The 15,141-nt window shown below is 48.0% G+C and carries 6 protein-coding genes; all 6 read right to left on the minus strand.

What is annotated here, in order from left to right; all coding sequences use genetic code 11:
* Positions 1-19: 19 nt before the first annotated feature.
* Positions 20-2,164: a TonB-dependent receptor gene (locus tag AT705_RS10885; RefSeq protein WP_058796610.1), complete on the minus strand. Its 2,145-nt coding sequence runs from the start codon at positions 2,162-2,164 to the stop codon at positions 20-22.
* Positions 2,165-2,297: 133 nt separating this feature from the next.
* Positions 2,298-2,759, minus strand: coding sequence for a GNAT family N-acetyltransferase (locus AT705_RS10890; RefSeq protein WP_335339060.1), 462 nt, complete (start codon positions 2,757-2,759; stop codon positions 2,298-2,300).
* 170 nt (positions 2,760-2,929) lie between these two features.
* A complete protein-coding gene (locus AT705_RS10895) occupies positions 2,930-4,351 on the minus strand; it encodes a hypothetical protein (protein ID WP_058796611.1) in 1,422 nt (473 codons plus the stop codon).
* Positions 4,352-4,508: 157 nt separating this feature from the next.
* Positions 4,509-5,360, minus strand: a complete 852-nt coding sequence (locus AT705_RS10900; RefSeq protein ID WP_058796612.1) for a formyltransferase family protein — start codon at positions 5,358-5,360, stop codon at positions 4,509-4,511.
* Positions 5,361-5,502: 142 nt separating this feature from the next.
* On the minus strand, positions 5,503-9,903 hold the full coding sequence (locus AT705_RS10905) for a type I polyketide synthase (RefSeq protein ID WP_058796613.1): 4,401 nt from the start codon (positions 9,901-9,903) through the stop codon (positions 5,503-5,505).
* A 2-nt stretch (positions 9,904-9,905) separates the two neighbouring features.
* Positions 9,906-15,137: a non-ribosomal peptide synthetase gene (locus tag AT705_RS10910; RefSeq protein ID WP_058796614.1), complete on the minus strand. Its 5,232-nt coding sequence runs from the start codon at positions 15,135-15,137 to the stop codon at positions 9,906-9,908.
* Positions 15,138-15,141 lie beyond the last annotated feature (4 nt).

Consider the following 15,141-nt stretch of genomic DNA (forward strand, 5'->3'; position numbering starts at 1 on the left):
GGCATGGAGTGTAAACTAATTAAAAGGTGTAGCTGAACGAGATGCCGACATTTCTTGGATCAGTATAGTCACCATAGATAAATACTTCAGAACCCGTTACGCGGCCGGCGCTGATCAAACTGTCATGATCGAATGCATTGTTCACATAGGCATCAACACGCCAGTTTTCCTCAACATAGGCTGCTGAGAAATGGAACTCAGTGTAATCACCCGCCAGATTCTCCGCTTTTTCTCCCAGCTTGCTGTAATACTCACCGACATAGTTACTGCGCGCTGTTAGTTGAATTTTGTCTGTCGCCCAGAACTCTAACCCCAGACCGGCAGTGATATCTGCTGCCATTGGCAGGTCTTTGTCTAGTACAGTTGGGTTTTCAGCATTCGCTTCATCAACCGTGCTGTCTACCCAGCCAAAACTTGCCGACAGAGTGAGATCTGGATTAATGGCGTATCGTGCTTCAGTTTCAAAACCGACACTCTTCACTTTAGCCAGGTTAATGATACTAAAATCATTTGGGTTACCTGTTGGTCCAGTACCATAATACTGGTAATCTTCGAAATCGTTATAGAAGACGTTTGCTGCGAAATTTAAGTCGCCATCCATCAACGTAGAGCGCAAGCCAATCTCGAAAGTATCTACATACTCAGGCTTAAACGTGTAATTGCTCATGCTAAACCAATGGAAGTCACCACCACCTGAGCTATACCCTTTTCGGAAGCTGGCATTTAGTGTGATATGCTCATTTAAGTCATGTAGGTATGCCAGTTTCGGCAGATAAATGCGATTATCAACATCGGTGACAAACTCAATGTTTGGCATCCCAAATCGTTTCGCCATTTCAGCACCATCGAAGAATCGATATTGCTCTTCATCCTCGATCCGACCACCAACGACAACACGGCCTTGCTCAGTGACCTTAATTGTCGCCTCACCGTAGATCGCCTGGTTTTCACTGTCATCGGTCCCTTTATAGAAACCTTCACGGTAGAAAGTCTGGTCGCGATCATTCATGTACAGACCGAGGTAACCACTGAATGACTCATTGCCAGCAAAGCTCAACTTCACATCATAAGTGGTGCCACTATCATTCATAATAACGTACCAAGGCTCCGGGTACTGTCTGAATTCATAGCGGTAGTCAGTATCTGACAACATAATCTCAAGATTAATCGCATCATTCACTTCATAGCGAGTGCGTAACGACCAACGATCATATTCGGTATCTTTGTCACGCGCGTACGAGCCAGCGACAGGGCCTGCAGGTGTTGGTACCACCTGGTATGAAACAACACGGTCTGATAACTCAGGGCCTATTTTTGTATTCTCTGGATCATTGCCGTTCAATACTGGCCCCTGGAAGCCCCAGTGGCGCTCACCAGTTTCTTCACTGCGCGAGTAATGCAGCAGCATATCCAAACCACTGATTGCAGCAGGCTGCCACTTTAGCTTAATGTCCAGACGGGTATCTTCAAGCTCTTTTGGATTAAATGGATACACAATCAAAGGAGATGTGCCTTTATAATCCATATAAGATTCACCTTCGTTCCGCTGTACTGTAGCACGAAGTGCAAGTTGATCTTCCAGAAGTGGCACAGATACCATGCCAGACAACTCGGTATTTTCGTTCAGATCAGAGTAACCAATGCGCGTGGCCGCCTCAAAATCAGTCAGTGAAGGCTCTTTCGTTTTAATGTAAACAATACCACCAATACTGTTGCGACCACTGTTCGACGATTGCGGGCCGCGCAGCACTTCGATTTGCTCAACATCCCATAAGCCAAAGTCACCACTTAACTTGGCCACAAACGGATCTGATACGCCATCACGCATTACGGACACACGCGGTTTGGCGCCCGATGAAAATGAACTAAATCCCTCAGAGACACCCTCTCCTTGCAACCCTCGGATAGTTGGCAAGCTATCAGTAAAGACCACATTTGCAATACCTGATAACGCATCGAGCAAGGAGTTAACCTGACCGCTTTTCAGCTGTTCTTCATCAATGACTGCAATAGACGAAGTCGTGTCTTTTAACGAACGTTGCGTATTTTCACCATACACAACAATCTGCTCCATTGATTTCAATTCTTCTTTGCTATCATCTGCCATGACAGCATTGGAGACGGCAAGCGCGAGCGGCAGTAGGCTGTATTTGAGTTGGTTCATTATTTCATCCTAGTAGTAATTATGACACCCAGACGAACCAACATCGCGCAAATTTAGTACGAATTATAATAATTATCAAAAAGATAACTTCAGCTAGTTTTTTGGTAATTTACTTACTCAAATATTTACTTTTTTACTTATTTTGATGCAACTTCATTTCCAGCAAACAAGGAGTAAATCCCGCTTTTTCATACGCACGGATCGCCGCTGCATTGTCTCTGTATACGTCTAAATAAAAATCATACACAGACCGTTTATTACACCAGGCGAGCAGTTCGGTCATAATTTGTTGGTTGAACCCTTTACCACGATGCATAGGATGTACATACATAAACCCCAGGTATCCATGGTTATCATGATCGAGTTGTGCTTTGGACTGACGGATCTGCGCATAGCCCGTCGCTATAACATTGCCCTCGACCATACCAACGATAAGGTAACTGCTCTCATCATTCAGTAAAGCGGGTAGATCATAGTAACGTGCATTTTTGGCTTTAATGGCACGATTGAACGGGCGTTCAGCCTCAATGACAGCTTGTTCAAGCTGTTCCAGGCAAGGAATATCTTCTGTGACGGCAGGTCTTATTTGCAGCATAACGACTAGTGATTCTGACTGTGGTGGACTCACTGTCTCACATTAAGGTACCCAAACGCAAAATAGTTCCAGCCTTTATGAATGGTACTTGAAAAGAAAAAAGCCACCTGGTTTTACCCGAGATGGCTTACTAACACTACAAAAATGGTAAAATTCGATCTGTGCTTTAGCTAGTGGTCGTGGTCATGCGCTTCTTCACTGCTGGCGATGCCAAGCCACACAAGCCTATCGGGCACCACATCAAGCTCAATGGTTTGAACCAGTTCACCTGACTCCAGATCGTACTTTTTAATTTGTTTCTCTATTGGGTCACCCACAAATACCGCATCTTCCGAATGAGAAACCGCCAAAGAAAAGCTATGACCTTCAGGCATTGTTGTTTCCGCATCTTTGATGGCTATCTCGTGCGTCACTTCCCAGTGAACTTCATGCTCGTGTTCACCTTCGTTTTCATTGGCCTGCTCACTCTCATGATCGTCTTCATGTGTGTGTCCGGCAAAAATGCTCAGCTTACCCGCACTATCCAGGGCAATGATATGTTCACCATCATGGCTAAAACCATAATAACTCAGACTCAAACCATTAGTGCTCTGCCATTCCAGCGCCTCTAGCTCCCCTTCTTCAGGATGCAAGATAAACAGCTGATTTCTGGTACTGGCAATAAACTGCTCACTATGATGATGGCCTTTTAATGAACCAATACGCATGCCTTCGGTAAAGCTCTCTGGGTTCGCAACTTTTGTCGCACTGAAAGAGCCCCCCTGCTGTGTAATCACAGCGACACCATCATCACAACCAAACACAATGGTATGTTCGTTTTGTGCACTTCCATGCAGCACCGGACAGGTCACATCAAATACCTGCTCCTGATCGAAATGGTCATCATGAGCATGATACAAAGCAATTTGCGAAGGCATATTAGAAGCGCCATCGCTGTCGCGCAGTGAACTCACCAAGTATTCACCTCTGGCCTGTGCAGCGCCATGCATATGAGTATTGTATTCAAGCTCAACAACACCATCACTCAGCCCGCCGATCTGCGCTTCACCAAACACCGCGACTGAAGCATTTTGCTGAGTATCTTCATCACCATCAGAAAATACCGCAATGCCACCTTCATTCACTGTCACATGAGTTGGCTTAGTCGATGTCAGCTGAAATGACACACTGCTAGGTGCATCTTCATGGTTATGATAGTGGTCACCATGGGCTTCTCTGTAAAGACCACCATCGACAAACTCAACCATGCCATCATTACGCTGGACCAAAATTGCATAACGATGATTTTCAGAGCCATACGCATATTGTGGTTTAGATGTAAGGCCGACTGATTCAATTAAGCTCTGGTCTGCAGTTGAGTAAATATTGACAACATTATTGTCGCTACTGGTAACTAGCAAACGACCGGCGACGTCTTTGACTGCTTCGTCATGATCGTGTGTATCTTCACTGGCTTCTTCTTTCGTCTCTGTTGCCGACGCATCAGAAGAGACAGCCTGTTCAGTTTTAGTTACCTGATGATCCATACCACCACACGCAGATAAAAGAATTGCAGACACTGCTGCAGCAAGTACTTTTGCTCTGAAAATCATCAACACCACTCTATAATTTATACGTTATACTGTAACACAAGAGATATGTTATATTATAACATAAATAGAGGCAAGTAAGAATCTTATAAAAGTTGCTTTTTCGAACAGAATTCATATGGAAGGTGGCAACAGGTACTAGCCTGTTACCAGATAGCTATCATGTCAGCAGAGGTTTAGGTAGTCGCTGCTCAGCAAGTATTTTTAAGCCGTTAATCATTGCAGGAAAAAGGCTTTGTTGGAAGTTATTCCAGCGCATCTCGATAATGGTGTCATCTGGGTTAATATGGGTATCCATCACATCCGTGATCACCGGACCTGAATCAATCCCCTGATCGATGTAATGAAAAGATGCACCTGTTTTATCAATTACAGGGGCGCGCTCCGTCTCTCTCGTTGTCCAGTTAATCACTTTCTGGCCTCGCGCACCATATAGCGCATCCAGAGTAGCCGTAGCACCACGGCGCTGATAAGGCGAATCAGGGCGAGTAATGCCGGGGTGAATGTTAACAATTTTTTTGTGGTACTTACTGTCCACACTGGCTAAGTCATCCAGGATCAGTATCAAGCCATCCAGCAAAATAACATCGGCCTGCAATGTATCCAGCTGTGCTTCAAGTCGCGCCTCAAAGTCGCTTTTACCCGATATCCGCTGCGGCGACTTCATGGGTGTTTTGCGATACTCAGACGGAATATTTATCAATAATTCATCGACTAGCTGACCTTTTACTTCAAGTGACTGCGGATAAATCCAGGGCCCACTGGCATCACTGCGATTCAAGCCATAGCCCTCAAGCTTGCGATGATCGGGCGCATGACTCAGATCATCATCAAAAATAACAGCTTTCAGAGCATATTGTTGACCCAATGAAGTCGTGTTTAGCTCATTTACCAGATGTTCAAGTGGAGACATCATGTAGCGCTGTTCACCTTTATACTCGACCATGCGCCCAGCCTGATCGGCCGCGGCATTGCGCAGGGAGCAAATATATACCAAATTTAGTGTTTTCATCATTTATCCTGATTATTATTCATCATTACACTGCACATCCTGTATACAGTGCACCTGTAAGACGCTCATTACAGTGTTTTTTTTAACGCAAAAAAAAGCGGCCTCACAAAGAGACCGTCATTTAAAAACGCCTGAAACTAAGCTACTGCTGCAATTGTGCTACCAGTTGCTCTTCAATCATAAATGCTAAATTATCTATAGTTGGGTCTTCAAAAAATGCTGCTGGCTCCAGCTCAACACTGAACATTTGTTTCGCTTTTGCTAACATCTGAATGGCTACCAGGGAATCTCCCCCTAACTCCAGTAAGCTGTCAAAAATACCAATTTCACTGAAGCCAAGATATTCTGCCCACAATGTCGCGAGTTTTTGCTCAAGCTCGCTTTCTGGCGCCTCAAACTCAACATCTAATTCCGGACGCGCATGCCCTTTTGGTTTTTGTAACCTTGCCAAAATAGCCTGCTCTGTTGCTCGTGTCGCAGCGGTGAGTTGTGCCCAGTCAGTGCTGGCACAGTATAACTGAGGGTGAGCAGTGCTAACGGCGCTGTCGAATAGCTGACATGCTGCATTTTTATCCAGGCCCAGGCCATCAGCAAGCTCAACATTGGCGGCCATCCCGGTACTTTGCCATGCATCCCAGTTCAACACCTGAACAACAAAAGGATGCGTCTGCTGTGCAATGGCATCCAGGTAGCTGTTTGCCGCACAATAGTCACTCTGTGCCATTGCACCCAGCACAGAAGCCAAAGAAGAACACAGTATCATTCTCTCAAGATTGCTTTGAGCAAATAATGACAGTAAATTCTGTGTCCCTTGCACCTTAGCAGCAGCACTTTGCACAACTTGTTCTGCGCTTAACTGCGTCATCAGTCCCCCGCCAGGCAAGCCCGCAGCATGAATCACCTGGGATACTGACGACACTGGAACATGCGCAGCATCGAATGCCGCAGTCGTAGCTGCCAAGTCAGTAATGTCTGCGCTAAGTATCACTAACTTAGGACACAGCTTATGTATTTCCAGCAGTTGTTGATAACGCGCTCGCTGTTGCGGAGTTTGCTCGCTGTCTTCCGCCAGCATTGACCATTGGGAACTTTCAGGCAGAGACTGACGTGTCTGTAAAATCAAACCATGACCTTGCTGTGCCAGGTGCTTTGCCAATACCAATCCCACACCTCCCAATCCACCGGTGATCAGCGTGTTTTGTGGCTGTGATGCGCACTCCTGAGCACGAGTATGGGTAAGTAAGGACTGTTGTGTTTGAGCAAATCGGTGTGTACCACGATACGCAATTTCACCACTGGGGTGCGCCAAATCAGCTTGCAGTGCAGCTATCACAGCCGGTGCAGGCCGCATCACCGCCGTCTCAGTGAGTGCCAGTACCTGACAGCTCTGCTGCCCAACTTCAAGCGATGCAACACGTGTCAGCCCTAATATCGATGCTTTGCTTGGGTCGACTATGTCATCGCCTAATACGTTAAAAAGATCACTTGCCAACACACTAACCGGACGTCCACCCAAAGATAGTAGCCACTGCATCACAGGCAATATAAAGCTGTATCCTAATGTGCCTGGGGGCAATGTTGTGGTTAAGCGTGTATCAATTACCTGATCAAACGAACCGATCTCATCACTGAGCTGAGTCAGCTGCTCTGCTGAGTGCAGATCAAGTCGGTAGCCCTGTTCGTTGATTGCACTAAATGTCTCACCCTGCCAAACCTGTGTCACCTTTACACCAGTAAGCGCCAATGCCTCACTAAGCTGACTGACGACAGGCGTATCGCAGGCGAGCAACACAATGTGTTTGTCATTTAGAGTACGATTACCAGGCGGTAACTCAACCATTTGTTGCCACTGTGGCACATACAACTGAGGTTCTGTGTTAATCACTTTACCCGCCGATATTGCAGCTGAATCGGATGAGGGGGGCGTTACCCAGAATTCGCTCTCTGCAAAGACATACTCCGGCAACACACTCGCCTGGCCATGCGGTTGCTCTGTTAATTGTGACCAAGCAATGTCACAGCCTAATTGCCACAATTTACCAAGCGCTTTTGCAAATGGAGGCAACGGCGCTTTGAGATCCCGAGCATGAGACACAGAGTGCAACGCCACAGTACTGCCACCCAAAGTTTGCTTTGCGAGCTTTTGCAACGTATCGCCGGGTCCCGCTTCAATCAGAACATCACATTGCTCAGCTAATGTTGTAACACCTTCAACAAAATTCACAGGCTGACGGATATGATCCAACCAATATTGCACTGAACAGGCTTGTTCTGCCGTGATCCAAGTACCACTGACATTAGAAACAAATGGCACCTGTGGCGCTTGCAGTGGTGATGCACTGGTTACCTTTTCAAAGGTGCGAGAAAACTCAGGCAACACAGCTTCAGTCAGGTGGCTGTGGAAAGCATGAGATACATGCAGTCTTGTAGCAGCAATATCAGCGGCTTTCAGCTCTGCCTGCAAGGACTTTATGGCCTCTCTGGTACCCGCTATTACTGTATTCGTTGGGCTGTTCAGCGCGGCGATATCCAACTCATCATTAAGATAAGGCGCAAGTGTTTTCCCATCAGCCATCACCGACAACATAGTGCCTGGCGCCATTTTCTGCAATGCCTCTCCACGAGCAACGACCAGACCTGTGGCGACCTCTAATGTCATCACGCCCGCCAGGCAAGCTGCCGCATATTCCCCGATACTATGTCCCAGCATTGCAGCGATGGTTACACCATGTGCTTGATAAGACTTTGCCGTTGCGTAAGCCACCACAAATAGTGCAGGTTGCGTAATACGAGTCTGATTGAGCAATTGATTTGCTGTCAGGATCTCATCGTCAGCTGGACTAAATACACTATTTAGTTCCTGTCTCAAGGCGTCAGGGAAATGCCCCATAACGTCATCAAATGCAGTTTTAAAGGCTGGCACATCGCGCAGTAAAGGCTGTGCCATAGTGACATACTGTGAGCCCTGGCCTGAGAACATTAATGCGACTTTAGGTCCGGCCGCTTTATTTCCCTGAGGTTCACGTAATAACTGAGTGATCGCCTGCTCTGGTGTCTCTGCCACACAAGCGTATCGCACTGCAAGTGCGCTGCGCTTGTGTTGTAATTGTGCCGCAAGCTGAGCAAATTGCTCTGGTGATCGTTGTAAGGTATCAGCCAGGGCTTCAGTCTGACGTATAAGAGCCGTTTGACTGCTGGCACTGACAGGCAGCACCTGCCATGTTGCAGATGTGTTTGTTTCAGCCTCTGGATGCTTATACTCTTCCAAAATCACATGAGCATTGGTGCCACCCATCCCCAAAGAGCTAACCGCTGCGCGTCTTGGTCCACTGCTTTGCCAGGTCTTGAGAGTGTCGTTGACATAAAAAGGACTGTTAACAAAGTCTATTTTGCTGTTCAGCGGCTGACAGTGCAAACTCGGTGGTAACTCCTGATGGCGTAAGGCCTGAACAGCTTTAATAAGCCCGGTAACACCTGCTGCAGCATCAAGGTGACCCAGATTCGTTTTAACAGAGCCGATTGCACAATATTGTTGAGTGTCGCTAGCGTATGCCTGGCTCAACGCTGCGATTTCAATTGGATCACCCAGTTCAGTTCCTGTGCCATGTGCCTCAATATAGCCAACGCTTTGCGGGTCGATATCTGCAAACTCCAATGCCGCCGAGATTGCGTTGGCCTGCCCCGTGACACTTGGGGCTGTGTAACCAACCTTATCACGACCATCGTTGTTGATAGCTGAGCCCTTAATTACAGCCAAGATATGGTCACCGTCTTCCTGTGCTTCTGCCAGGCGCTTCAGCACCACAGCAGCACTGCCGCTACCAATCAAAATACCATCGGCCTGCTCACCAAACGCACTCAATTGTCCTGATGGAGATAAACTGCCCCCTGCCGGGGCATGATATCCCTGATCCTGGGCTAAATTAAGCCAGACGCCACCAGCCAAAGCAGAATCACACTCAAAATTCTGCAATGCGCGGCAAGCCATATGTACTGCCACCAAAGAGGTAGAGCAGGCTGTCTGGACTGTGACAGCAGGCCCTTTAAGATCTAACTCATAACTGATCCGAGTAGCCAGAGAATCTTTATCATTACCATTGGTTAGTGCCAACAAACTGGTGATATCGCTGGGTTGACCATGCAACAAATTTTGCATCAGATAGGCTGGTACACCACACCCGGCGTATACACCTGTTTGCTCGCCCAAGGCAAGTCCCGCATGCGCCATAGCGTGCCAGCAAGTTTGTAAAAAGTGACGTTGTTGTGGGTCCAACTGCTCAGCTTCTTTCGGTGTATAACCAAAGAATTCAGCATCAAACTGCGCGAGCCGTTCAAATGGCACACCACGCTTAACATAATCCGGGTCGTTTATGTCTGATTCACTCACCCCGGCACTACGCAGTGCCTCATCATCATAGCTTTTAACTGCGCATTGCCCGGCGCGGATGTTTTGCCACAAAGCGTCGACATTATCCGCATCAGGAAAACGCCCAGCCATCCCTACGATGGCGATATCCAGTTCACTATACTCATGTTCTGACATGTTTAAGATTCTCTTGCTTTTCGTTTGCGTGCGGCGACGGCACCCATGCCGCGACGCTGTTTGGCACCACTTTGAGTGCCGGTTGTTTGTGTAACAACCGTGTTAGACTGTTCCAGATAAGCAGCTAGGCTGGCAATGCTGGGATACGTGAATAAATCGGTCAACTGTAGCTGACTAAATTGGGGTTTTAAGTCATCGTACACTGCCATCAGCAATAACGAGTGACCACCTAAGTCAAAGAAGTTCGCATTGGAGTCAACCTGCTCAGTTGCCAGATGCTTGCACCAGACAGTTTCCAGCATTTGCTCAGTCTGGCTACTTGCTGCGCTTATTATCTTACTCTGTACCGGTTTAATCCTTGGTAACTGCTGTCGCTCCAGCTTACCACTGGCATTTATGGGAAGCTGCGCCAATGCTACAATATGTGACGGCACCATATAATCTGGCAGCTGCTCAGCCAAAGCACGCTTGAGCTTAGTCGCATACTCAGCGTCACTATGACGCTCACTCTGCACATAGGCTATGAGATTCAGAGACTGCGCTTGCTGCTCCGTGATAACAACCGCTGCGGTTACACCTGGTAACTGCGTAAGGCGCGTTTCAATCTCACCTAACTCAACTCGGAAACCTCGCACCTTAACTTGATGGTCACTACGTCCATGATAGTGCAGTGCGCCATCTTGCCAGCTGACTAAATCACCACTTGAATACATGCGGCCACCGTCGTTCGTAAACGGATCGGCAATAAAGCGAGTTGCTGTTTGAGCTGCGCGCTGCCAGTAACCACGTGCCAGCATCGCACCACCAATGTAAAGTTCACCCACCTGTCCATTTACTACAGGTTGTAAGTTATTATCCAGTACATACAAACGTCGCCCGCTCAAAGCATGTCCCAAAGGAACAGATTCACCAGGATTCAATACGCGGCAGTCATGAATAGCCGCCTCAACGACAATCTCAGTTGGCCCGTAAGTATTCAGCAAGCGTACCTCACCTAGCCCGGCTTTTCGCCAGTCTTGGATCCCCTGCTCTGACATTGCCTCTCCCCCTGAATGCACCTGTCTCAAATGTGGCAGGGACAAGGGAGTTGTCGCAGAAATACGAGCCCAACTGGCTGCAATACTCCGCCAATAGGCAGCACTCAGGTCCATGACCGTAATACTATGACGCTGAGCTTGTTGATATAAAGTCTCAGCATCCCACAAGACATCACCCCGAAGTACGACAGCAGCACCTATAGCCCAACTCGGGAACACTTGCTCAACAAAAGCGTCGAAATTGATGGTGGCAAACTGCAACACAACGTCGTCACGGCGTAAGTTAATAAAATCAATCGCTGAATCAATGTAACTGGCCAATGCTTGGTGCTCAATAGCGACCCCTTTGGCCTGACCGGTCGAGCCTGACGTGTAATTTAAGTAGGCCAACGCAAAAGCGTGATGAGTGACTTCAGGTGGCTGATTGTGCTCGTGATATGCACTCAACAGTGCCACCGGTGAAATCATGGATACAGACAGTTCACCGAGTGTACCGTCACCGAGCACTGCGGCACAGCCACTATCACTAATCATGTGCGTTAATTTGGCTTGTGGGAAATTTGGATCCAATGGCAAATAAGCCGCGTTGGCTTTCAAGCAAGCCAGCACTGACGCCAGCATTAAAGGCTTACGCGGCTGCATGATACCCACAACTTCACCAGCAAGACCTTTGCCAATCAAGCCATTGGCTAATCGATTTGCTGTCTGTTCCAGCCAGGTATAGCTATAATGCTGATCTTCAAAGATCACAGCCGTATCGTCAGGATTTTGCTTTGCATGGTTGCTAATTACATTCAGCCACTCACCCGCTTTAGCACTCACCTTTGACCCCACCGCTGCATCCGGAATAGTCACCGAATCAGCTTGCAATACTAAATTGCCAATGGCCAGCTCGGCTTGCTGCGGCAACTGGTTAAGCAATTGCTGATACGCGTCCGTAAGTCGGGCTATTGTGGACTCCTGGTACAACGCCTGGTTGTACTGTAGTTCAATTGTCAGTTGCCCCTGGGTGTCGAGCCGTGAATCAAAGCTCAGATCAAACTGTGCCTGTTGCTGCAATGCCTGCGCACCGACCGTTGCGCTGCCCGCTAGTGTCAAAGCATCGGTTACATCCTGCTCCAAATGGTTAAACATCACCTGAAATAGCGGCGTCTGCCCCAATGTTCTTTGAGGGTTGAGTACTTCCACAAGCTTTTCAAACGGGTAGTCCTGATGACGCTGTGCTTCAAGTGCCGCAGCCTTGCACTCACTGAGCAGCTGGACAAAACTTTGCTCTGGTGAAACCGCACCACGGATCACTTGGGTATTTATAAAAAAGCCGACAAGATTATGCAGTTGCGCCAGACTTCGGTTTGCGACTGCAATGCCTATCTGCGGCTGGCGTTTTCCGCTGACACGATAAAATAGTACCTGCAAGCTACTCAGCAACAACATAAATAGACTGGCATTTTGGCCATGTGCCAATTGCTGTAGCTTCTCAGTATGCTTATGGTCAAATGTAAATTGCTTTACGCCAAGTGGCGCGGACATATCGGTGCGTCGTGCCTGCTCAGGTGCCAGTAACTCTTCATCCCCCTGACCATCCAGACGTTGCTGCCAATACGCAAGCTGAGTAGACGCTTGTTCAGATGCCAGCCACTCTCCCTGCCACTGAGCAAAATCGCCATAGTGGATACCGCCATCCGCCGTTGGTGCACTTTGTTTCGTGTCACACAATACGTTGTACTGACGTGTTATCTCAGCCAGTATCAAGTCAAAACTCCAGGCATCACTGGCTATATGGTGCATAACCAATACAAGTTTGTGGTGTTGTAAGGACTCGGAAATTAAAGCTGCGCGGAAGTTATCCCCTCGCTCTAACGCAAAGGGCTGCTGAAAAATTTGCTGCTGAACCACCAGAGCCTGCGCGCGTGGATCAGCTGCACCACGGACATCATGTACTTGCCATTGTAAAGGCTGCGAAGTGGTACGCTGACGCCATTGCCCTGCTGCGTTTTTGAAATATGCCTGACGCAAGGCATCTTGCGCTTCAAGCACTTTAGCACAGGCCTGTTGCAACAAGTCCGAGTTAATGTCCCCCTGCAACTCTAATGCCGCGCCAATATGATAGGCACTGCTTTGTGGTTCTAACTGCCACAAGAACAACTGCCTTTGCTGTTGAGTGCTGAGGGGATAATCCTCCCGCTCTAAAGCGGGTATTTGTACACCTGGTGTCGCTTTTGCTTCTCTGACCCGCTGACAAAAATCGGCAAAACGGTGCGCAGCGAAAAGGCTACTCGGTTCGAGCTGACAGTCTAAATCACTCTGAATTAACGCCATTAACTGTGCGGCCTTAATTGAGCTACCTCCGAGCGCGAAGAAATCGGCATCATCGCTATTAACAGGGTAACGCAAGACACTTTGCCAATGCTGAGCTAATTGGTGCGTGAACGCATCCCAATGCGTATTATTTGACTCTGACGTAGTGGTAGTTAGCTTTTGTAACTGACTCAAGTCAAAGTCACCGTAGCTGGCCAATTCACCGCTATTGCGCAATTTCAAACAGGCACTGCGCTGTAGTTTGCCACTGGAGGTCTTAGGTAATCCACCTTGATCTAATAATAAGACAAGTTCAGGACAGACTGCGAATTGTTCAGTTATAAAATCCCGAACAATCAACGCTGTCTGCTCAGCGGGAATTTCATTGCGATAACTATTGCTGGTTTCAATCGCCAGACCTATTCCTTCACCACTTTCTTCACTGGGAACAGGAAAAGCAGAAACCCGGCCTTTACGTACAAAGCTCAGCTCAGCATCAATCGCCCGCTCTATATCCTGTGGGTAGACGTTATGGCCATTCATAATAATCAGGTCTTTTTGTCGGCCAGAAATATAAAGTTGGCCGTCAAAAACATAACCCACATCGCCAGTTCTCAACCAGCGCCGACCTTCCAGCTCAACAAACGTTTCTTGCGTTGCTTGCTCATTTTGCCAGTAACCCAAGGCGATGCTCGGCCCCGCAGCCCAAATTTCACCAATTTCTCCATCAGCCAACGCGCACTGCGATTGCGGGCAAGTAATTCTTAGTGTGTGTTCACTGGCTGGCCTGCCACAGCCAACCTGATGACTATATGCTTCAGTATCACGGATATCGCGGGCTTCAACTATTTCAGCTTGTCCCTCGGCTAAGCCTTGATTGTCGAAGGCACGAATGACCGCACCACCACCTGCATATGTACCGGCTACCATCAGTGTGCCCTCAGCCAAGCCATAACACGGGAACATAGCCGACTTTTTCAGGCCCAGAGGAGCAAAGCGCTCCGCAAAATCCAATAAGGTGTCATGGCGTATAGGCTCAGCACCAGAAAAAGCGAGTCGCCAACTACTTAAATCGAGACCTTCCAATTGTTTTTCGCGCACACGCTCAAGACAAAGGCGATAAGAGAAATCAGGGCCACCTGAGATGGTGCCACGGTATTGGCTGATCAGTTGCAACCACCGGGACGGGCGCTCCATAAAATAGCGCGGCGAACATAAAACCAGTAGGTGACCTTTATAAATAGGTTGCAGCAGCCCACCTATTAGTCCCATGTCATGGAATAACGGCAACCAGCTCACCGTGACATCTTCTTCGCTGGTCTCCATTATTTCGGCTATCGCGGCCTCATTGGCCAACAAATTGCCATGACTAACCATCACGCCTTTGGGCTTGGCTGTAGACCCTGAGGTGTATTGCAAAAAGGCAATTTCATCACTGTGCGCCGGATGACGCGGAGCAGCTGGGGTATCACCCGAGAGGTCATCAACAACTTGCATAATGACTTCGTTAAGAGACTCACACATGGCCGCCACAGTCTCTGCAAAGCGAGCAGTCGTCAGCACCAGTTTTGCGCTGGAATCTTCAGTAATACCAACGGTACGGGCAATATGCTGTGCTTTAGTCGACTCGGGAGGAAAACTTGGAATGGCGGTCACACCTAAATGCTGACAGGCGAGAAAGCTGGTGACATATTCGATTCCAGTATCCATTAGGATCAGCGCTCGATCACCCGCACTAACATGTGCCTGAAGGTGACCTGCGAGTAACAAACTTTGCTCATAAAGAGCTTGATAGCTCCAGTGGGTATGGTTTTTCTTATCCACACAAACTAATGCCGTTTGCTGAGGTTTTTGCTCAGCATGACGGGCAAGCTGATCCATTATCGTCGTGGCGGTCATGGGG

Origin of the sequence: Pseudoalteromonas rubra, assembly GCF_001482385.1 — a bacterium.
GTDB lineage: Bacteria > Pseudomonadota > Gammaproteobacteria > Enterobacterales > Alteromonadaceae > Pseudoalteromonas > Pseudoalteromonas ardens.